Origin of the sequence: Aquimonas sp., assembly GCF_044377145.1 — a bacterium.
Classification (GTDB): domain Bacteria; phylum Pseudomonadota; class Gammaproteobacteria; order Xanthomonadales; family Xanthomonadaceae; genus Aquimonas.
This window is the reverse complement of record NZ_JBILJQ010000001.1, coordinates 151,242-171,853: the sequence shown is the minus strand read 5'-3', so window position 1 is coordinate 171,853 and position 20,612 is coordinate 151,242. Positions and strand designations below refer to the sequence as shown.

Sequence of the window (20,612 nt, the reverse complement as noted above, 5' to 3'; positions counted from 1 at the left end):
GCCTAGGGGGTCGAGGCGGATTTGGAGCCCGGCCAACCGAAGTCCGACAGGCTGCTCGTGTAGTGATTCGTACTTGGCGGACGGTAGCTGCGAGTGGCTTTGCGCGGCTGGCAAGCCCCGACGACGAGCCATTGCAGCGCTATGGCGAGGAAGAGCAACGTCGGCAGCCGCGAAAAGACGCCGCAGATGCGTTCGATCAAGTGCGAAGCACTGCGCTGGTTGCGGATCTGGGCGAGCACTGTGGGCCGTCCAGACCCGGCGAGCGTCGTTTGCGGGCGTCAGCCGGGTTGAGTCTGGGTCGAAGTGCGCAGTGTCAGCAGGCCGCGGGCGGCAGAGGCCTCGATCGAGGTGCGGGCGCCTTCCAGCAGATCGGGCAGGTCGGCGCTGCAAGTGTTTGGGGCCGCGGCCACTTCCACCCAGCCGTCGCGGCCGCGGCGTTTGGCGTGATAGACAGCGGCATCCGCCAGCGCCACCACCTGCTCCCACTCCAGCGACTCCGGATCACCGGGGATGAAGGGTGCTGCGGCGACGCCGATCGAGCAGGTGCAGCCAAGCTCGCCCTGGCCGCCCTCCAGCGGAAAGCGGGTGTCGCGCACGCGCTGGACGATGCGTTCGGCCATCGCCCCGGCCTGGTGTGCGTCAGCCTGGCGGGCGACGATCAGGAACTCCTCGCCTCCCCAGCGCACCGCGTAGTCGGACTCGCGAATCAAGTCCACCAGCAGGGCGGCAAAGCGCCGCAGCACGTTGTCACCGGCGGCATGGCCGTGGCTGTCGTTGATCTGCTTGAAGTGATCGATATCGACCATCAGAAAGACCAGATCACGGTGCACGCCGGGTGCGGCCGGGCTGCGATACACGCGCCGCAGCTGCGCGACATCAGCACTCACCTGGCGCGCCAGAAAGCGGCGATTGGCGAGCCCGGTCAGCGGGTCGCTCAGCGAGGCCTGCTCCAACCGGCGGTTGGCCTCGGCCAGCGCCAGCGTGCGGCTCTGGATCTGGGCTTCCAACTCGGTTCTGCGGGCCTCGGCGCGCCGCAGGCGGAAGCGCACCAGCAGGCCCAAGGCGGCGAGCAGTGCGAGCAGGCCGAGCACGTACAGACCGGGGCGCTCCCAGGCGGCGGGTGGAACGTCGAAGGCGAACGCGCTAATCGGGCCCCAGTCGCCACTGCCGGCACGCGCCTGCACCTCGAACACGTAGCTGGCCGGCGCGAGTGCGGCATAGGTGATCGGCCGATAGGCGGACGGGGCCGACCAGGCGCCATCGCCACCGAGCAGGCGGAAGCGATAGGAAAGATCCTGCGGGCGCTGCAGGTGCAGCGCCGCGAACTGCAGCGCCAGATCGCGCGCGCCCCCCGGCAAGCTGCTGCCGGCCTGCACCTGGGCGCCGCCGGCCGTTGCCTCTTCGATGATCACCGCGGGCGACTGCGGCGCGCGGGCGGCCACATCCGGCGCGTATCGGGTCAGGCCGGTGGATGCGCCGAACCACAGCTCGCCCGTGCGGGTTCGCAGCGCGGCGGTGGCCGACCCCTCGGGGCTGGGCAGGCCATCGGCCTCGCCGAAGTGCGAGAAGCCCTGTTGGCTTTTGCGCGCCAGTCCGCGGCTGGTATAGGCCCAGACCGTGCCATCTGGTTCGGCCAATACGTTCCAGACGAAGTTGTCGACCAGTCCGTCCTGCGTGGTGAAGCGTTCGACCCGGTCCTCCCGATCGATGTGCAACAGGCCGTCGCCATTGCTGCCGATCCACAGTCCGCCCTCGCCATCGACAGCGATGTCCCAGATGATCTCGTCGGTGAGACCGGCATCGCTGCCCAGCCGGCGGACGCTGCCATCAGTGTCCATCCGCAGCAGGCCGTGGTGCAGGGTGCCGAACCACAGCCGTCCACGGCCATCTTCGCGAATGCTCAGCGCGCGTGCCTGCGACAGCAGCGGATCGGCGACTGCGCGCACTTCGCCGTCGCGCATCAGCGCCACACCGGTCATGGTGCCGATCCAGACCCGGCCATCGGCCTCGACCCGCAGCGAGCGCGTCGCCTGCGCCGGCAGGCCATCCTGCTCAAGGATCACGCGCACCACGCCCTCGCCCTCGCGCCAGTGGGCCACGCCGTGATTGGTGGCGATCAGGGCTTCGCCGCGGGCCGGAAAGGCGACGTCGTACACGCGCTCGTCGATCAGGCCCTGCGCGCGGGTGATCGTCTGCGCACGATCGAAGCGCCAGCGCTGACCATCGTGGCTGACGATCTGCACGCCTTCGCGCGAGCCGATCCAGAGCCGGCCCTCGGCGTCTTCGCGCACCACCCGGGCCATTTCGCCGAGCAGCCCATCGCCGCGTAGATAGGACTCGAAATCGCCCGTCTGCAGCCGGCTCAGGCCGCCGTCGCTGCCGATCCAGACGATGCCCTCGCGATCCACCAGCACGGTGTGGTTGTGCAGATTGGCCAGTCCGTCGTCGGTCTGCAGCAGGCGAGCCTGATCGGTGCGCAGGCGCAGCACGCCGCGGTTGCCGGTCGCCCAGAGTTCACCGTTGGGCCCACGTGCGATCGCCGAGATCGGCATGTCGACGGCCTGCTCGGGCAGGCCGGGGATCGGCACGATGGCGCCCTCGGCCATCTTCAGCAGGCCGTTGCTGCTGCCGATCCACACCCCGTCGGGTTCGCTGAGCAGGGCCGAGATCGCGCTGGCTTCACCCATCGGCAGATGTACCGTGGCGTACTGGCCACTCACCGGGCTCCAGCGCAGCAGGCCGGTTTGAGTGCCAATCCAGACGCTGCCGTCTTCAGCGCCGGCGAGGCTGCTGATGTTCAGTGAAGGCACGATCCGGCGCACCTCGGGCTGCTGCAGATCACCGCCTTCGACCGCCGGAAGCAGCAGGAACAGGCCCTCGGCGCTGCCGACCAGCAAGCTGCTGCCGGTGGTGACCAGCGCCTGCACCGACACCGCCGGCAACGGTGCGAGGCTCGGGCACTCGAATCGTGTGTTGTTCTGCGCACGTCGGCACAAGCCGCGCGTGGTGCCCACCCAAAGCTGACCATCAGTCGTGGTCGCCATCGCCTGCACGGTGTTGCTGGCCAGGCCGTCGGCGGTGCTGTAGGTGCGGAACTCGCGGCCGTTGTAGCGGCCCAGCCCGCTGAAAGTGCCGACCCACAGATAGCCCAGCCCGTCCTGGTGCAGGCTCAAGACCTGTTGCTGCGGCAGGCCATCGCGGGAAGTGAATACCTGAAAGCGCGCGCTCGCCGCTGCGGTCGAAGCAGCGATCAGCCCAGCGAGCATAAGCAAGCGCAGCGCACCGCAGGCGAAGGCGCGGAGGATCGAGTGCGACATGAGGCCCCTGGTCAAGACCGATTCGGGTCGATGGCAGCAACAGACGATGCTGCAGTCGACACGCAACATTCGGCGTGCATCATGCGGTTTTTTGTGAGATCGGGCACATGTCGCAAGACCGTTGCCTCCGGGCTCATCTCAGAATGCAGGGACGAGGTCGCGGCCGAGTCTCTTTGGCAACTACAGTCGCCAAGGCGAGGCGTCGCAGTGAGTTCTGCGATAGCGTTCGCGCGCAACGACGACCTGCGTGTCTGCAAGCGCCCCTTCCTGCGCCAGTGCGTGAAGTGCGGCGATCACGATCGACTCGGCGTCGACTTCGAAGAATGCGCGCAGCCCGGCGCGGGTATCGCTGCGGCCGAAGCCGTCGGTACCGAGGGTCAGATAGCGCCGCGGCACAAAGGCGCGGATGAGCTCCGGCCAGGCGCGCACGTAGTCGCTGGCGGCGATGATCGGACCGCGGCTGTCGGCGAAGGCGCGCTCCACCCATGGCGCTTCGGTGGGGCGGCCGAGTCGCGTCAGTCGCTCGCATTCAATCCCCTCGCGCTGCAGCTCGCTGTAGCTGGTAGCACTCCACACCGCGGCTTCGATACCGAAATCCTCGCGCAGCAGTACCTGTGCGCGCAGCACCTCGGCCATGATCGCGCCCGAGCCCAGCAGCTGGACCCCGGCGGAAGTCGCACCGGGCAGGCGATACAGGCCGCGCACGATGTCCGCGCTGTCGATCCCGGCCGGCAGTGAAGGCTGGGCCAGGTTGGCGTTGCCGACCGTCAGGTAATAGAACTCGTCGCGCTGCTGCTCCAGCATCGCGCGCATGCCGTGCTCGAGCAGGACGGCGATCTCGTAGGCGAAGGTCGGATCAAAACTGCGGCAGTTTGGAACGGTCGCGAACATCACCAGCGAGCTGCCGTCCTGATGCTGCAGACCCTCGCCGTTCAAAGTGGTGCGGCCGCTGGTCGCGCCCAGCAGAAAGCCGCGGGCGCGCTGGTCGGCCGCCGCCCAGACCAGATCACCCACGCGCTGGTAGCCGAACATCGAGTAGTAGATGTAGAACGGCAGCATCGGCGTATCGCTGACGCTGTAGCTGGTCGCAGCGGCGATCCACGAGCTGATCGCGCCGGCCTCGGAAATGCCTTCCTCAAGGATCTGCCCGCTGGTTTCCTCGCGGTAGTACAGCATCGAGCCGAGGTCCTCGGGCTCGTAGAGCTGGCCGTGTGGCGAGTAGATGCCGACCTGACGGAACAGGCTGGCCATGCCGAAAGTGCGTGCTTCATCGGCGACGATCGGCACGATTCGTGGCCCGAGCTCGGCGTCTTTCAACAGATTGCCGAGCATGCGCACCACCGCCATCGTGGTCGACATCTCCTTGCTATCGGCATTCAGCGCGAAGCCCGCCCAGACGGGCGCCGGCGGTACAGCCACTGCGGCCGAGGCCTGCATCCGCCGGCGCGGCAGATAGCCGCCCAGCGCTTCGCGCCGCGCACGCAGATAGCGCAGTTCGGCGCTGTCCTCGGCTGGGCGATAGAAGGGCAGCTCGTCGAGCCCGGCATCGGGCAGCGGCAGCCCAAAGCGATCACGGAAGTCGCGCAGCTGATCGGTGTCGAGCTTCTTCTGCTGATGCGTGGTCATGCGGCCCTGGCCGATGCTGCCCATGCCGAAGCCCTTCATGGTCTTGGCCAGGATGACCGTCGGCTGGCCGCGATGGGCCACCGCCGCAGCGTAGGCCGCATGCAGCTTGCGCACATCGTGGCCACCGCGACGCAGGCGGTCGATGTCCGCATCCGACAGATCGGCGACCAGCGCGGCCAGCTCCGGTGACTGCGCGAAGAAGCGCTCGCGGTTATAGGCGCCATCGTTGGCTGACAGAGTCTGGAACTGGCCGTCGACCGTATTCGCGAATGCGCGGAGCAGTTCGCCCGTGGTATCCCGTGCGAACAGAAAGTCCCAATCGGAACTCCACAGCACTTTGATCACATGCCAGCCGGCGCCGGTGAACAGCGCCTCCAGCTCGTCCACGATGCGTCCGTTGCCGCGCACCGGTCCGTCCAGCCGCTGCAGATTGCAGTTGATGACGAAGCTCAGATGGTCGAGGCCTTCGCGCGCGGCCAGCGACAGCGCGCCGATCGATTCCGGCTCGTCCATCTCGCCGTCGCCGAAGAAGCCCCAGACCCGTCGCTGGCTGCTCTCGCTCAGGCCGCGGTGATGCAGGTAGCGCAGGAAGCGCGCCTGGTAGATCGCATTGATCGGCCCCAGCCCCATCGAGCCGGTCGGAAACTGCCAGAAATCGGGCATCAGCCACGGATGCGGATACGAGCTCAGACCGTGGCCACCGATTTCGCGTCGATAGTGATCGAGCTGCTGCTCGCTAAGATGGCCTTCGAGAAAGGCACGCGCATACACGCCCGGCGCCGAATGCGGCTGGAAGAACACCAGATCGCCGCCGCCGGCCTGCGCCGACCCTTTGAAGAAGTGTTGAAAGCCGACTTCGAACAGATCCGCCGCCGACGCGTAGGACGCGATATGGCCGCCTTGCTCAAGCCCATCGCGATTGGCGCGCATCACCATCACCAGCGCGTTCCAGCGGATCGCCGCGGCCAGCTTCGCCTCCAGCGCTTCATCCCCCGGATAGTGCGGCTGCCGCGCCAGCGGGATCGTGTTGCAGTAGGGCGTCACCCGCGCCCGCGCCGACTGCACGCCGCGGCCGAGCGCATGGTCGGCCAGTCGATCGAACAGGTACTGCGCGCGCTGCTGCCCCTCGCGACTGACCACCGCATCGAAAGCCTCCAGCCATTCGCGGGTTTCGGCGGGGTCGATATCGGTCTGGCCGACCGCGGCCGAGGTCAGGTGCCCGGAGACATTGACGGGAGGAATCATGAGGGTTCGCGCGTGGCACAAGGGGGGCGCGAGTATCGCCGATGGACCTGGCCGTGACACGGGAGGCAACCTCCGCCGGCCAAACAAAAAGCCCCGCTGCGAGGCGGGGCTTTCTGATGAAGCTGGTGGGCAGTACAGGGATCGAACCTGTGACCCCTACCATGTCAAGGTAGTGCTCTACCGCTGAGCTAACTGCCCGGCTGTGCGGGCCGCGAACTTTAGCACAGCGGCTTATCGATCCACAAGGAGTTCGCTTACGCCATCTGGCGGCTGACGAAGTCCCAGTTGACCAGATTCCAGAACGCCTCGACGTACTTCGGCCGTGCGTTGCGGTAGTCGACGTAGTAGGCGTGTTCCCACACGTCGCAGGTCAGCAGGGCGCGGTCGTCGCCGGTCAGCGGGGTGGCGGCGTTCGAGGTCGACACCAGCGCGAGGCTGCCGTCCGGACGTTGCACCAGCCAAGCCCAGCCGGAGCCGAAGGTGGTCAGTGCGGTCTGGGTGAACTTGTCCTTGAACTCGGCAAAGCTGCCGAACGCGGCATTGATGGCCTCGGCCAGCTTGCCGGTCGGCTCACCACCGCCGTTGGGCGCCAGGCAGTTCCAATAGAAGGTGTGGTTCCACACCTGGGCGGCGTTGTTGAACATGCCGCCGGTCGAGCTGCGGATGATGGCTTCCAGATCCTTGGCTTCGAAATCGGTGCCGGCAATCTGGTTGTTCAGATTGGTGACATAGGTCTGGTGATGTTTGCCGTAGTGGAAGTCGATCGTCTCGGCCGAGATGTGCGGGGCGAGGGCGTCGCGGGCGTAGGGCAGGGCTGGCAGTTCGATGGCCATGACGGTTCCTTCAGGGCGAGCGGTGGAGGGGAATGCGGCGGCAGGTCAATGGACCCACCGGGCCGCGGCGCCACGGCGTTGTGCCGGGGCCACGCGAGACGTCGGCTGACAGCGCATGCACTGTACGGCGGCCTCGTGTGGGAAAATTGTAGCAAGCCGTCCCATTGGCTCGACGTGAGCAGGATGTTCAAGTCGCCAACGACGCTTCCTTCCCCCCGCAACTGCCGGCGCTGATCGCACCGGCGCCCTTGGAGCAGCGCATGAACGCCACCCTCGATCGCATCAAAGCCGTCCTCGACGAACAGCCGATCGTGCTGTTCATGAAGGGCACGCCGCAGTTTCCGATGTGCGGCTTCTCCAGCCGCACGGTCGAGGCACTGAAGGCCTGCGGCGCGAAGTTCCATTCCGTCAATGTGCTGCAGGACCCGGAAGTGCGCGCGGGACTGCCGCGGTTTTCGAACTGGCCCACCTTCCCGCAGCTGTTCATCCACGGCGAGTTGATCGGCGGCTGCGACATCACCCTGGAGCTGCATGAGGCCGGCGAGCTGGCGCGCATCGTCGCCGAGGCGCAGAAGCCGGCATGAGTGCGGATGCTCAGAAGCCGCTGGCCGGCCGCGCCGTGCTGGTGGTCGGTGCGCACGGTGGGCTGGGCTCCGAGGTCGCGCGCGCTGCGGGCCAGGCCGGTGCGCAGGTCGTTCTGCTCGGTCGGCGCGTGCCCAAGCTGGGACAGGTCTACGACCAACTGGTCGCCGATGGCAGCCCGGAGCCGGCGATCTATCCGCTGGATCTCGAAGGCGCGACGCCGGCCGACTATGCGCAGCTGGCCGATACCCTGCACGCCGAGATGGGCGGGCTGCACGCGGTGTTCCATGCCGCGGCCGAGTTCAAGGGCCTGGCCTCGATCGAGAACAGCGAGCCGCTCGACCTGGTCCGCGCGATTCATATCAACCTGACCGCACCGCTGATGCTCAGCCGCGCACTGATTCCGCTGCTGCGAGCCAGCGCAGTGGCGAGCGGCCAGGCCTCGGCGCTGGTGTTCACCCTTGAAGATCTGGATCTCGTCGGCCGCGCCTACTGGGGCGGCTATGGCATCGGCAAGCATGGACTGGAAGGTGTGCTCAGCATCCTGGTGCAGGAGCTCGAAGGCTCACCGCTGCGGGTCAATGGCTTCCGCCCCGGCCCGACCCGCAGCAATCTGCGCTCGCGGGCCTATTTCGCCGAAGACCCCGGGCAATGGCCGCCGCCGTCCGCGCACGCTTCCCGCTGCGTTGAGCTGCTGACGGGCCTTGCCGCCGAGCGGCATGGCGAGGTACTGCGCGCATGAGCACCCTGTCGGCCGCGATCCTGCTGTTCATGATTCTGGATCCACTGGGCAATGTGCCGATCTTTCTGAGCCTGCTGAAGCAGGTTCCGGCCGAGCGCCAGCGCTGGGTTTTGGCGCGCGAGCTGCTGATCGCGCTGGGCGTGCTGTTCGCCTTCCTGTGGGGTGGCCAGTACATCCTCGCGGCGATGCATCTGCGCCAGGAATCGGTGTCGATCGCCGGCGGCATCGTGCTGTTCCTGATCGGCATCCGGATGATCTTCCCGACCCCCGAGGGCGTATTCGGCGAGACGCCGGAGGGTGAGCCCTTCATCGTGCCGATGGCGATCCCGCTGATCGCCGGTCCGTCCGGCATGGCCGCGGTGATGCTGATGTCGAGCTCCGAGCCGGGTCGGATGGGCGACTTCAGCCTGGCCCTGTTCCTGGCCTGGCTGGCGACGGCGGTGATCCTGTTCTCGTCGACCTTCCTCTACCGTCTGCTCGGGCGCCGCGTGCTGACTGCGGTTGAGCGTCTGATGGGCATGCTGCTGGTCGCACTTTCGGTGCAGATGTTTCTGGATGGCGTGGTCGCCTTCCTGGCCCGTGGGTCGGTCGGCTGAACGTTCAGCGATGAAACTGTGCGCGCACGGCTGTCATCGGAACCCGGCAAGCTGCGCCGCTCATGCACGAGGTGCCGAATGATCTGGAACACCCTCGATGGCGAACCCCCGCTGGTGATTGCCCACCGCGGCGCCAGCGGTCTGCTGCCCGAGCACACCCTGGTCGCTTATGCGCTGGGTCTGGGGCAGGGCGCCGACGTGATCGAGCCCGATCTGGTGCCGACCGCCGACGGGATGCTGATTGCCCGGCATGAACCCGCCTTGGCGCACAGCACCGATATCGCCTCGCATGCCGAGTTCAGCGCGCGCTGCCGCGGTGAGGACTGGCTGTCGACCGATTTCAGCGCGAAAGAAATCGGCCGCCTGCGCGCGCGCCAACCCTTCGAAGGACGCAGCCGCCAGCACGACGGCTACCACGGCGTGCCGAGTTGGCCGCAGCTGCTCGAATGGGCAGCACAGGCGGCGCTTGAACGCGCCCAGCCGATTCGCCTGTACCCGGAGCTGAAGCATCCGGCCGAGTTCACTGCCCGCGGCCTGGACCCGGTGCCGCTGTTTCTTCAATCACTGCAGCAACTGCCCTCCGCCGTTGAGATCTGGGTGCAGTGCTTCGAGGTCGAACCGCTGCGTCGCGTGCATGCGGCCACGGGCCTGCCCTGCACCCTGCTGCTCGCGCAGTCGGATGACTGGCACGCGGCCGTCGCCGCGCATGGCGATTGGCTGCACGGCCTTGGCGTCGACAAACGCCTGCTGTGGCGCGCGCCCGAACGCAGCAGTGGCCTGCTCGAGGCGGCTCATGCGGCCGGCCTGCGCGTGCATCCATGGACCTATCGCGATGATCGTGTGGGCGAAGGTCATACCGATGTGCGTAACGAGCTTGCCGCTGCACTGCGATTGGGAGTGGATGCGGTGTTTTGCGATTTCCCCGCCACCGGCGTGGCGGTGCGAGAGGGGCTACGGCGCGATGCGCGGAGTGTGCAGGCATGAGCCTGCAGCCGCGAATTGCGGCCGGCGCGGCCGGCAAGCTTTCACTCCGTCGCGCCGTGCGCTGATGCAGATCGGACATCTGAGCCGCGCCACCGGCGCCAGCGCGAAAGCGCTGCGGCATTACGAATCGCTGGGCCTGCTCGGCGCCGTCGCGCGTCGCGGGCGCTATCGGATCTACAGCGATACGCAGCTCGATCGCGTGCAGATGATCCGGCTGGCCCAGGGCTTCGGTTTCCGGCTGGCCGAGCTCGATTGGGTCGAGCGCGCCGATTGGCAGGAAGTGCTGCGGCGCCTGCACGCAAAACGCGAGCGGACGCAGGCCGAGATCGCCCGGCTGCAGGCCGAGCTGGCGCGGATCGACGCGGGCATCGCCGAGTTGATCGCCTGCCCGGAGGCCGTCACGCATCCGGCTTCGGTGGCCGCCTGCGTGAAGGCATGAGCGCAGCGAGCTTGTCCGCTGAACATGGATTGCGATCACGGCAGTCGTGTGCGCGGAAGCGCTGTGTCGACTCGACGAAACCAGTGCTTGACTCTGCCCCATGGGGCAGATGGAACACTGGCGGTCCTGACGTCAACGAGTGAACCGCGATGCGCATCCTGCTGGTGCTGGGCCACCCTGATTCCGAGAGCTTCTGCGCCGCACTGGCGCAGAGCTATGCCGATGCCGCGCGTGCTGCCGGCCACGAGCTGCGTGAGCTGAGGCTGCACGCCCTCGACTTCGATCCGATCCTGCATCGTGGTTATCGCGAGATCCAGCCGCTGGAGCCCGATCTGCAGCGCGCCCAGGCCGACATCCTGTGGGCCGAGCATCTGGTGTTCGTGTACCCGGTCTGGTGGGGTGGGGTGCCGGCGCTGTTGAAGGGCTTTCTGGATCGCCTGCTGCTGCCGGGTTTTGGCTTCCGCTACCGCAAGAACTCTCCGTTCTGGGACCGCCTGCTCAGCGGCCGCAGCGCACGCCTGATCACCACCCTCGATACGCCCGGCTGGTACTTCCGCTGGGTCTGGGGCGCGCCCGCACACCGGCAGATGCGCCAGACCGTGCTGGAGTTCTGCGGCATTCGGCCGGTGCGCCTGACCGCGTTTGCACCGCTGCGACACGCCACGCCGGCGCAGCGTCAGCGCTGGCTCACTGCCGTTGCCGCGCTCGGGCGAGCGGGCGGCTGAGGCCAGCGCGCCGCGCAATCATCCGCTCTCGCGATCGGGAGCACGCGGGTGCGCCCGACACCGCCTCAGCTTCCGGTTGCGCCCGCCTGCAGATGCCGGGCCTGGCGCTTCGGCGTGGCACCCGCGCTTTGGCCGCCGCGGCTGCGCGGCAGCGGGGCGGCGCTGTCGGCGGGCTCGAAGTCGAAGCGTGAGCGGCCGCCAGCGGCGCGGTAGTCCTCCACCAGGGCGCGGTCGATCTGCTCGGATGGCTTGTCGCCCAAGGCATGCAGATGCTCACGCATCAGCAGCACCAGACGCTCGTGCGCGATCGCATGGGTCTGGCCGATGCGCGCGTACAGCCAGTCGCTGAAGTCGAGAAAGTGCGCGAACGGCGAGCTGCCCAGCAGCAGGGCCAGGCCGCGCGGGTGGCGGCCGGAATTGGCGACGATGTCCCAGTAGCGCGAGAACCGCGACAGCCGCTGCAGGGTGGCGAAGTCGACTGCGTTGGTGGCGAGGATGTTGTAGGGCGGATCCGGGTTGAAACGCAGCCCGAACTCCATCGTGTGGCGCGCGATCGGCGCGCCGCGCAGGCGTTTGAGGATGCCGAACTGCACCTCGTGCGGGGCCAGCGCCACCAGCCGATCAAAGCCGGCGGCGAAGCTCGTCATGTCCTCGCCGGGCAGGCCCGCGATCAGGTCCACATGCAGATGCGCGCGGCTGTGGGCGCGCAGCCAGCGCAGGTTGGCCTCGGCGGCGGCGTCGTTCTGGCGCCGCGAGACCCGCGCCTGCACTTCCGGGTTGAAGCTCTGGATGCCGATCTCGAACTGCAGGCTGCCGGGCGGGAACTGTGCGATGACTTCCTTCAGGCGTTCTGGCAGGTGGTCGGGGATCAGCTCGAAGTGGACGAACACCGGGTCATCGGGTGCTGCAGTGAGCTTGTCCAGAAAGAAGCCGAGGATCGCCAGTGAGGTGTCGACCTTCAGGTTGAATGTCCGGTCGACGAACTTGAATTGCCGCGCGCCGCGTGCGTAGAGATCGTCCAGCGCCTGCAGGAAGGCCGGCAGCGGAAACGGCCAGGCAGTCTTGTCGAGCGCGGACAGACAGAACTCGCATTTGAACGGGCAGCCGCGCGAGGCCTCGACATACACATGGCGGCGCTGCAGGTCGTCCTCGCTGTACTCGGCATACGGCATCGCCAGCTCGGTCAGCGGCGGCTGCGTGCCTGGGATCACCCGCGCCGGCGGGCGTTCGCCGGCCAGCAGCGCACGCGCGAGTTCGGTGAAGCTGACATCGCCCCAGCCGGTGATGACGTAGTCGGCCAGAGCGCAGATGCGCTGCTGGTCGACCTCATGGCTGACCTCGGGGCCGCCGAGCACGATCAGCAGCTCGGGCGCGACCACGCGCAGCTGCGCCACCACGCGAGTGGTCTCCTCGACGTTCCAGATGTACACGCCGAGGCCGAGCACGCGCGGCGCATCCGCCAGCAGCTTCTCGACGATCTCCTCGGTCTTCTGGCCGATCACGAATTCGCGGATGACGGAGTCGTCGCGCAGCTCGGCCAAGTTGGCGCGCAGGCAGCGCAGACCCATCGAGGCGTGGGCGAAACGGGCGTTCAAGGTGGCAAGGACAATGGCGGGCATGCGCGCATGGTAAAGCCTTGGCGCGGATTTGCTGACCGGGACGGTGCGCATTTGGCGCGCGATTTGCATGCGGGATGCGGCCGTTGAGTCGAGCAGCCTGATCTCTGGTGCTATCGGCCGCAGCCATACAGCATGTGCGGCTGGGTGCGCTGGTCGCACCCAGCCTCACCGCCCGCTCGTCGTGGCGACCTTTCAAAGCCCTGCTGCTGTGGATGCCTGTGACCGACCAAACCAAGCCTCGTCCCGATGCGAACGCCTACGCCGATTCCGCGGCTGCCCTGTTGGCCGAACACGCGCCGGGTACCTACCGGATCCGACCGCTGCTGGAAGCGCTGATCGTGTTCGTCGCCCTGATGCTGGCGACCTTCATCACGGTCGGCTTCATCTATCAGCGCGCGCTGGTGGCGCAGAAGCAGGAGATCCGGCAAGGCCTGCTGCGCACCGCCAACGTGCTGTCGACCCTGGTCGATGCCGATCTGCATCGGCGCTTCGACAGCGCCGAGCAGGAGTCGGCGCCGGAGTTCATCGCGCAGGAGCAGATGTTGATCCGCGCCCGCAAGGCCGACCCGCAGATCGCCTTTCTGTACACCGCGGTGCTCAAGGGCGATGCGGTGTTGTTCGTGCTGGATGCCACGCCGCAACCGGCCGAAGGCGAGGACGACACTCGGGTTGCATTGCTTGAGCCCTATCCCGATCCGCCGGCCGAAATCGTCACGGCGCTGCGCGAGCAGACCACCACAGCCAGCGACGAGCCCTACACCGATGAGTGGGGCACCTTCGTCAGCGCTTATGTGCCGCTGCTGGACGAAGCAGGTCAGTTCTATGCCGTGCTGGGTCTTGATCTCGATGTCTCCGACTATCTCGACCGTCTGGAGCCGATCGAGCGCGCCACCCAGCGCGCGCTGGTGACTGCGTTTTTCATTGCCTTCCTGACCGCGGCCGCGGTGTGGTTTCTGCGCCGCTTCATCCTGGAACTGCACCGCCGACGCAATGCGTTGTATGCCGATCTGCGCCGACTGGGCCGGGCGTCCGGCGACGGAGCGGACACGTGATCCAGGCCCGCAGCGCGGCCGTGGCGGCCCTGCTGATCGCTGCCGCCAGTTTCATCCAGGCGATCTCGATCGGCATCAACGCGGTGGTGTTTCCGACCGCGCTTGAGAGCTACGGTGTCAGCAAATCGATGATCGGCCTGATCATGGCGATCGAGTTCGTGTCGGTGTTCGCGGTCAGCGGCGCGATGCCGCGCCTGCTCGGTATCGCACGCCTCTACACCTGGCTGCTGATCTCGACCCTGTTGCGGCTGCCGGCGCTGGTGTTGCTCAGCTATGTCGTGGAGGTTCCGGCCTGGCTGTTCCTGGTCGCCCTGCACGGGCTCGGCAATGTGCTGTTCGGCAGTCTGCTGCAGACCTGGATAAACAGCCTGAGCTTCAGCGGCGCGCGTGGCCTGCTGATCGCCCTCTACGGCAGCTCGATTTCGATCGGCCTGGCCCTGGGGCCGGTGCTGGCGCAGGGCATCGGGGGCTTCGAATCCGCAGTCGCGCCGGGCCTGCAGTGGCTTGACCAATTGCTTGCCCAGCACTTTTCGTTTGGCCCGGATGGCCAGATCACCACAGCCACTCGCAGCGCACTGCTGCTCAGCGCGTTGTTCAGCACGCTGGCGGCGATTCCGATCCTCGGCGGGCGGATCTTCTCGCCGCGCTTCGAGCGTGCTGTCCAAGGCAGCCTGGTGTCGACCCTGCGCCGCGCGCCGGCGGTGATGTTCGCGATCGCCTTGACCGGCACCACCATCCTCGGTCTGCAGAGCTTTATCACCCTTTACGGCATCAACAACGGGCTGGCGTTCGATCAGGCCGCGCTGCTGCTGTCGGCCTTCATGCTCGGCGCGATCGTGCTGGAGATGCCGTTCGCCTGGTTGTCCGATCACTTCGATCGTCGGTATGTGCTGATGGGCCTGGTGCTGCTGTCGGTGGCGGCAGCGGTCGGCCTGCCGATGGCGATCTACGACCCGTGGCTGGCCAAGGGCCTGCTGTTCTGCTGGGGCGGCGTGATGGGCGGCCTGTACTCGATCTGCCTCGCGGTGATCTCCGAGCGTTTCGAGGGTGCCGATCAGATCGCCGCCAACGGCATGGCCTCGATCATGGAGGCGCTGGGCGGAATGTTCGGCATCCTCGCGATCGGCCTCGCCATGGAAGCCTTCGCCATGGACGGTCTGCCCTATGTGCTGATGTTCGCCTGCGTGCTGTATTTCAGTTTCGCCTTGACCCGCTACCCCATCCGTTGAACACAAAAAAGAGAACAGAGTCATGATCAAGCCCGACATCGCCGTCCAGGAAAACCCCAACTACCAGAAGATGCTGGACATCGGCTTCCCCGAACAGCGCGAGGCCTGGCAGGCCGAGAAGGCCGTGTATGCCGACGGCAAGCTGCAGATCGCCGGCCATCCGGTGATGGAAGACTGGGAAGACAACTACATGCAGGCCTTGGCCGATGTCGCCGCGCGCGGCGGCGGGCGGGTGCTGGAGCTCGGCTTCGGCATGGCCATTTCGGCGGGCTACGTGCAGCGCCATCCGGTGGCCGAGCACGTGATCATCGAGGCCAACGCCGAGGTGTTCGAGCGCCTGCAGGCGTTCGCCAAGGAACACCCCAGCGTGACCCCGCGCTTCGGCTTCTGGCAGGACGTGATCGCCACTCTCGAGCCGGAATCCTTCGACGGCATCCTGTTCGACACCTACCCGACCCAGGAAGAAGAGGTGGCGACGCACTGGTTCTTCTTCGCCGAAGCGCATCGCCTGCTGAAGAAGGGCGGAGTGTTCACCTACTTCTCCGACGAGGTGCGCGATTTCTCGCCCCGCCATCGCCAGGCCCTGATCGATGCCGGCTTCCACGCCGACGACATCGTCGCCGAAGTGTGCGAGGTCAACACCCCGGCGGAGTGCCTGTACTGGAAAGACCCGACCATCGTGGTGCCGATCGTCATCAAGCGCTGAGCTTTGCGCTCACAGCCGCCGCATTGATACGCGGCGGCTGTCGCGTTTCAGGGATTCAACGCGGCTGCCAGCGCACCTGCAGCAGGGTGATGTCGTCGCTCTGTTCGGCCTCGGCGACATAGCCGCTCAGAGCATCCAGGAGGGCGCGGTTGCGTGCCGCCATGTCGCCCTGTGCTGCCGCCACCGCGGCCTCCATCGGCGGATTGCCCCAGGGCACACCGGCGCTGTTCATCGCCTCATTGACACCGTCGGTGTACAGCAGCAGCACATCGCCGGGTGCCAGCTGAAGTTCAGCGGCTGAATACTCCAGGCCCTCCATCACGCCAAGCGCCACGCCTTCGGCGCCACCGATCACCGACAGCCCGCCCGCATGCACATGCAGCGGGTGGTTGTGGCCGGCGTTGCTGTAGGTCATCAGACCGCTGTGGGTGTCGAGGATGCCCAGGAACAGGGTGACGAACATGCCGGCGTCGTTGTCGACGGAGAGTTCGTCATTGGCCCGGCGCAGCACATCCTCGGGCGCATCGATCAGCAGCGCAGCGGCCTTGACCAGGGTCTTGGCCTTGGCCATGAACAGCGCCGCCGGCATGCCCTTGCCCGACACATCCGCCATCACCAGCGCCAGCCGCCCGCCTTCGAGCCAGAAGAAGTCGTAGAAGTCGCCGCCGACTTCCTTGGCAGGTATCAACGCGGCATGCAGTTCGATCGGGCCGCTGCCGGGTGCGGGGAAGCTGCTCGGCACCATGCTCATCTGGATCGAGGCGGCCAGCTTCAAGGCTTCGTCCAGCTTCTGCTTCTCGACATAGACCTCGGTCAGGCGGGCGCGGTCGAAAGCCATCAACACCACCCCGCCGAGCGCCTGCAGCAGTACCTCGTCATCGCTGTCGAAGCCGTCTTCGCCACGCTTGTTGATCACTTCCAGCACGCCGATGCTCTGGCCATCGCCGCGCAGCACCGGCAGCGCCAGCAGGTTGCGTGGGGTCTGGCCGCTGCCGTTGCGGCCATCGAAATCCGGGTCGGCCGCGCAGTCCGGCACGTTCTGCAGACGGCCGCTGTTGAGCGCGCGCTGGGCGATGCCGCGGCCAGGTTCCAGCACGATCGACGCGCCTTCAGCCGAGCCTTGGGCATAGCTCGAACGCAGCTCGCCGGTGGCCGGGTTGTGCAGAAACAGAGTGCTGCGCTCGGCGCCCATCAGAGCGGTGGTCTTGGCCACGATCACCGGCAGCAGTTCGTCCAGGCGCACGCCGGCCGACAGCGCGCGCGACACTTCCAGCAGCGCGTTGACGGTGCTCAGCTGACGCGCCAGCTCGCGTGCGGTGCGATCGGTCTTGCGGCTGTACCACACCGCGATGCCTGTGATCAGGGCGATCAGCAGGCCCAGCCCCAAGGCCAGCAGGCTGCCTTCGCGCACGGGTTTCAGGCGCGCCTCGAATTCGTTCAGGCTGATATCGATCCCGAGCGCTGCGACCACCTCACCTTGCGCGTTCTTGAGCGGCTCGAATGCGCTGATGAAGCTGCCCCATTCGTCGGTATAGGGCCGCGAGACGATGCCGCGGCCTTCGCGCAGGGCGGTCCAGATATCCGCCGGCGGGTCTTCAAACTCCTCCATGATCTGCACCCAGTCGGGGTCGATTTCGGTGTCGCCCGGGCGCGGCGTGGAGCCATCCAGCACAAAGCACAGGCGGCCATCGCGCTCGATCAGCGTCCACGCGTAGGCAATCTCCGCATCTGCAGCGAGCACGTCGCGCAGCGGCTCGATCGCCCGCTGGTAGTCGGGCTGCAGATGCTGAGCGGGATCGTTGAACCGGGCATGCACATCCAGATCGATGCCGCGCGCCGCGATGCGTGCGGTGCGTGCGAGACCGGAGTGGATCTCGCCGATCATCGCCTCCTGCGCGCGCCAGAACACCACGCCGACAATGGCGCTGAAGGCAGCGGCCACCAGCAGCCCGACGGCCACGCCAGATAGCCAGGGCGGCAGCCGCTGCCGCTGCCGGCTGCCGACGATTTGTTGGCGTTCGCTGCTCATCAGGCGCCGCCTCACCCGAGTCGCGTCAAGGCGCTGGCGCGGTCGGGCTCGATGGTGAGGATCTTGCTGAAGCCGGCGATGTCGAACACCTCGCGCACGCCTGCGTTCATCCCGCACAGCACCAGCGCGCCGCCGCCACGCTGCAGCTTCTTGGCCAGCATCAGCACCACCCGCAGGCCGGCCGAGCTGACGTATTCGATGCTGGTCAGCTCCAGCACCAGCCGGTCAGCCAGGCCGACATGCTCGGCCAGATGGCGATCAAGCTCGCTGGAGGTGTTGGTGTCGAGGCGGCCGGTGAGCGCCAGCACGCGATGGCTGCCGGCGGTGATGTCTTCGAAAGTGAGCATGTCGGATCCGAGGGGGCAAAGCGAGGGACTGAGAGAGCCTGCGGGGATGCAGATCGCGGGCGGGATGCGGAAGATCAGGCGGCAGGCGCGATGCGCTTGCGCAGGTGCAGCAGGTTGCGGTCATTCTCGCGACGCCAGCTGACCTCGTCCATCAGCTCGCGTACGAGGTGGATGCCGAGCCCGCCGATGTCGCGGTCTTCCAATGCAAGATCGGTGTCAGGCGCGGCCCGCGACAGCGGATCAAACGCCACGCCGCGGTCGATCACTTCGACCTGCACCTGCTCGTCGATCAGGTCGACGCGCACCTCGATCGGTGTGCCGCCGCCGTCCGGGAAGGCGTAGTCGGCGACATTCGTCAGCACCTCATCGAGGGCGACCTGGAAGGCCATGCTGACGCGCATGTCGAGGCCGGCAGCGTCAGCCCATTGCGCAAACTGATCGGCGAAGTCGCTGATCGCGGCGCGCTCGCAGGCGATCTGGAATACATGCGCTCGGTCCATCCGCATCAGGCCGTGATCAGGTCGCCGCAATGTGACACATCCATCGTGTGTGGCGCGAGCCTTGCTTAACCGCAGTGCTCGCCGCGGCGAGATTCCACGCAATCACTCATCGCTACGAGCGGCGGCCGCACGCGGCGCGCCCCTGCAGGATTCCGCATGTCTCCCAGCTCTGTCCTGCCTCCGTTCGCCGCAGCGGTGATGCGCTCTCCGTTTACCCAGTTCGGCAGTGATCTGATGGAGCGCGGGCTGCGCCGTTTCGGCGAGCGGCGGCCGCTGGCGATGGTCGGCCGCAGCCCGGCGCTGCGCGAGCTGCAGCGCAAGATTTCCAAGGTGGCGGGCTTCCAGGAGCCTCTGCTGATCACCGGTGAGTCGGGTGTCGGCAAGGAGCTGGTCGCGCGCAGCGTGCATCTGCTGGGGGCGCAGTCGGCGAAAGCGTTCGTGGCGGTCAATTGCCCCCAGCACCAGGAGGGCAACCTCACCGTCAGCGAGCTGTTCGGGCACGAAAAGGGCAGTTTCACCGGCGCGGTGTCCGAGCGCGCCGGCGTGTTCGAGCAGGCCAAAGGTGGCACGGTGTTTCTGGACGAGATCGGCGATCTGCACATGAGTGCGCAGCGCATGTTGTTGCGAGCGCTCGCTGAGCTTGAGTTCACGCGCCTCGGCGGCAGCCGTCTGCAGCCGATGGAGGTGCGACTGGTGGCGGCCACCAACCGCACTCTGGAAGGCTTGATCGCACGCGACGCCTTTCGCAACGATCTGTTTTTTCGCCTGCGCTATTTCCAGCTGCTGGTGCCACCGCTGCGCGAGCGTGAGGACGACTGGCTGCTGATGGCCAACCACCAGCTGCGTGGACTGGCGCGGCGCTACGGCGTTGACAAGCAGTTCGACGCCGACAGCCTGCAGCTGCTGACGCGCTATGCCTGGCCTGGCAACTGCCGGGAGCTCGCGAACGTGGTGTCGATGGGCTACGCGATGGCCGACGGCGACCGCATCGCTCCGCCTGACTTCGAGCAGCTGCTGAGCACAGGCCAAGCCGCGGCGCCGCGTGACGAAGCTGCACTGCTGCAGCAGCTGGCCAGCGGCAGGCTGCAGTTCTGGACCGACGTGCACGCGCCGTTCCTGAACCGCGATTTCAACCGCCGCGAACTGCGCGAGCTGGTCCGACAGGCGCTCGCCCGGGCTGAAGGCAGCTACCGCCGGATGCTGCCCCTGTTGGGGCTGGTCGAGACCGACTATCAGCGCCTCATGGATTTCCTGCGGCACCACGATCTGAAGCCCTGCGCCTGACGGTGGTGCAGTCGCTGGCGCTCTCGGGCCTTGCGATCGAATGCTTGCTGGCACCGCTCGAAGCCGCGTCGACGCGCTCGTTGCGGACAGCCGCGCCAGCCGGCCTTCTGTTCATCCGAATGCGGATTCCACCCAGCGTCCGGAGCGGTTCGCGAACCCGGATACAGGTCGGATCTCCGCCGCTGCGGATCGAGAAATGGAGATCCGGCTCTATTGCGCTGGAGTGTGGGCTCCATTGGCCTGAAGCGGCTCCACGGCTTGAGCAGCGAAATCAAGCCGCTTGCGAAAACTGTGATGGGTGGCACGCCCCGTGCATAGGCTTGCCCGGCCAGCGCAGCGCCCCGGCGCTGCGCTCCGGCCCAATCCCAACATCAGTTACGGAGATGCACAATGAGCACCAACATCACGCGCGGCGAGATCCTCGACATCATCGGCACCTTCGCAGTCAACAATCCGGACTACCGCAAAGCCCTGCTGGCCGATCCGAAGGCCGTACTCGCCAAGCAGATGGGCCAGAGCCTGCCGGACAGCATGAAAGTGAAGGTTGTCGAGGAAACCGCCGACACCATCTACCTGATCGCTCCCTACGCGGCTCCGGTCAGCGGCGAGCTGTCCGATGCTGACCTGGAGCAGGTCGCCGGCGGCAAGGGCAAGGACGGCGGCGGCGGAGACCGCCACGAGTCCAGCAACACCTACATCTGCAACGACACCGCGGGTGTCGGTACCCGCGTTGAGATCACCACCAACGTCGGCTGAT

The 20,612-nt window shown here is 66.9% G+C and carries 19 protein-coding genes and 1 tRNA gene; 11 read left to right on the top strand and 9 right to left on the bottom strand.

The features are described from left to right. Nucleotides 1–2: 2 nt before the first annotated feature. The 5 genes from ACIQ7H_RS00685 to sodB form a co-directional block, all read right to left on the bottom strand. Complete coding sequence (locus ACIQ7H_RS00685; RefSeq protein ID WP_395787337.1) at nucleotides 3–239, bottom strand: hypothetical protein; 237 nt, start codon at nucleotides 237–239, stop codon at nucleotides 3–5. Nucleotides 240–278: 39 nt separating this feature from the next. Then, nucleotides 279–3,317, bottom strand: coding sequence for a diguanylate cyclase (locus tag ACIQ7H_RS00680; protein ID WP_395787335.1), 3,039 nt, complete (start codon nucleotides 3,315–3,317; stop codon nucleotides 279–281). Nucleotides 3,318–3,497: 180 nt separating this feature from the next. Further along, nucleotides 3,498–6,188, bottom strand: coding sequence for an alpha-ketoglutarate dehydrogenase (gene mdeB, locus ACIQ7H_RS00675; protein ID WP_395787333.1), 2,691 nt, complete (start codon nucleotides 6,186–6,188; stop codon nucleotides 3,498–3,500). Between the two features lie 123 nt (nucleotides 6,189–6,311). Continuing rightward, nucleotides 6,312–6,386, bottom strand: a tRNA-Val gene (locus ACIQ7H_RS00670). A gap of 56 nt (nucleotides 6,387–6,442) precedes the next feature. After that, nucleotides 6,443–7,021, bottom strand: a complete 579-nt coding sequence (gene sodB, locus ACIQ7H_RS00665) for a superoxide dismutase [Fe] (protein ID WP_395787331.1) — start codon at nucleotides 7,019–7,021, stop codon at nucleotides 6,443–6,445. A gap of 260 nt (nucleotides 7,022–7,281) precedes the next feature. On the opposite strand from sodB, the gene grxD reads away from it, so the two are divergent. From grxD to ACIQ7H_RS00635, 6 genes are all read left to right on the top strand, one after another. Next, entirely contained in the window at nucleotides 7,282–7,605 is a 324-nt protein-coding gene (gene grxD / locus ACIQ7H_RS00660; protein WP_395787329.1) for a Grx4 family monothiol glutaredoxin, read from the top strand. Then, the gene (locus ACIQ7H_RS00655; protein WP_395787327.1) at nucleotides 7,602–8,345 is read left to right on the top strand and encodes an SDR family NAD(P)-dependent oxidoreductase; all 744 of its coding nucleotides are present in this window, start codon (nucleotides 7,602–7,604) and stop codon (nucleotides 8,343–8,345) included. The genes grxD and ACIQ7H_RS00655 overlap by 4 nt, the downstream gene beginning before the upstream one ends. Beyond that, a complete protein-coding gene (locus tag ACIQ7H_RS00650; RefSeq protein ID WP_395787325.1) occupies nucleotides 8,342–8,941 on the top strand; it encodes a YhgN family NAAT transporter in 600 nt (199 codons plus the stop codon). Before ACIQ7H_RS00655 ends, ACIQ7H_RS00650 begins: the two co-directional genes overlap by 4 nt. Nucleotides 8,942–9,019: 78 nt before the next feature. Then, a complete protein-coding gene (locus tag ACIQ7H_RS00645) occupies nucleotides 9,020–9,925 on the top strand; it encodes a glycerophosphodiester phosphodiesterase family protein (protein ID WP_395787323.1) in 906 nt (301 codons plus the stop codon). Nucleotides 9,926–9,989: 64 nt separating this feature from the next. Next, nucleotides 9,990–10,364, top strand: coding sequence for a MerR family transcriptional regulator (locus ACIQ7H_RS00640; protein ID WP_395787321.1), 375 nt, complete (start codon nucleotides 9,990–9,992; stop codon nucleotides 10,362–10,364). 149 nt (nucleotides 10,365–10,513) lie between these two features. Next, nucleotides 10,514–11,089, top strand: coding sequence for an NAD(P)H-dependent oxidoreductase (locus tag ACIQ7H_RS00635; RefSeq protein WP_395787319.1), 576 nt, complete (start codon nucleotides 10,514–10,516; stop codon nucleotides 11,087–11,089). Between the two features lie 65 nt (nucleotides 11,090–11,154). Here the strand turns inward: ACIQ7H_RS00635 and ACIQ7H_RS00630 are convergent, their stop codons facing one another. After that, nucleotides 11,155–12,708 (bottom strand): DUF4080 domain-containing protein, encoded by a 1,554-nt coding sequence (locus ACIQ7H_RS00630; protein WP_395787317.1) that lies wholly within the window; start codon nucleotides 12,706–12,708, stop codon nucleotides 11,155–11,157. A gap of 107 nt (nucleotides 12,709–12,815) precedes the next feature. Here ACIQ7H_RS00630 and ACIQ7H_RS00625 point away from each other — a divergent pair, with 107 nt between their 5' ends. The 3 genes from ACIQ7H_RS00625 to ACIQ7H_RS00615 are packed head-to-tail and all read left to right on the top strand — an operon-like array spanning nucleotide 12,816 to nucleotide 15,695. Further along, nucleotides 12,816–13,760, top strand: coding sequence for a hypothetical protein (locus ACIQ7H_RS00625; RefSeq protein ID WP_395787315.1), 945 nt, complete (start codon nucleotides 12,816–12,818; stop codon nucleotides 13,758–13,760). Next, the gene (locus ACIQ7H_RS00620) at nucleotides 13,757–14,989 is read left to right on the top strand and encodes an MFS transporter (protein ID WP_395787313.1); all 1,233 of its coding nucleotides are present in this window, start codon (nucleotides 13,757–13,759) and stop codon (nucleotides 14,987–14,989) included. The genes ACIQ7H_RS00625 and ACIQ7H_RS00620 overlap by 4 nt, the downstream gene beginning before the upstream one ends. A 22-nt stretch (nucleotides 14,990–15,011) precedes the next feature. Then, the gene (locus ACIQ7H_RS00615) at nucleotides 15,012–15,695 is read left to right on the top strand and encodes a class I SAM-dependent methyltransferase (RefSeq protein ID WP_395787311.1); all 684 of its coding nucleotides are present in this window, start codon (nucleotides 15,012–15,014) and stop codon (nucleotides 15,693–15,695) included. A gap of 55 nt (nucleotides 15,696–15,750) precedes the next feature. Here ACIQ7H_RS00615 and ACIQ7H_RS00610 read toward each other — a convergent pair whose 3' ends face one another. From ACIQ7H_RS00610 to ACIQ7H_RS00600, 3 genes are all read right to left on the bottom strand, one after another. Further along, nucleotides 15,751–17,724, bottom strand: coding sequence for a SpoIIE family protein phosphatase (locus ACIQ7H_RS00610; protein WP_395787309.1), 1,974 nt, complete (start codon nucleotides 17,722–17,724; stop codon nucleotides 15,751–15,753). An 11-nt stretch (nucleotides 17,725–17,735) separates the two neighbouring features. Then, nucleotides 17,736–18,071: an STAS domain-containing protein gene (locus ACIQ7H_RS00605; protein WP_395787307.1), complete on the bottom strand. Its 336-nt coding sequence runs from the start codon at nucleotides 18,069–18,071 to the stop codon at nucleotides 17,736–17,738. Nucleotides 18,072–18,145: 74 nt separating this feature from the next. Continuing rightward, nucleotides 18,146–18,577, bottom strand: a complete 432-nt coding sequence (locus ACIQ7H_RS00600) for an ATP-binding protein (RefSeq protein ID WP_395787305.1) — start codon at nucleotides 18,575–18,577, stop codon at nucleotides 18,146–18,148. A gap of 150 nt (nucleotides 18,578–18,727) precedes the next feature. Between ACIQ7H_RS00600 and ACIQ7H_RS00595 the strand changes: the two genes are divergently transcribed. Together ACIQ7H_RS00595 and ACIQ7H_RS00590 are read left to right on the top strand one after the other, a co-directional pair. Further along, the gene (locus ACIQ7H_RS00595) at nucleotides 18,728–19,855 is read left to right on the top strand and encodes a sigma 54-interacting transcriptional regulator (protein WP_395787303.1); all 1,128 of its coding nucleotides are present in this window, start codon (nucleotides 18,728–18,730) and stop codon (nucleotides 19,853–19,855) included. A 390-nt stretch (nucleotides 19,856–20,245) separates the two neighbouring features. Then, complete coding sequence (locus tag ACIQ7H_RS00590; protein ID WP_395787301.1) at nucleotides 20,246–20,611, top strand: NHLP leader peptide family RiPP precursor; 366 nt, start codon at nucleotides 20,246–20,248, stop codon at nucleotides 20,609–20,611. Nucleotide 20,612: the final 1 nt, after the last annotated feature.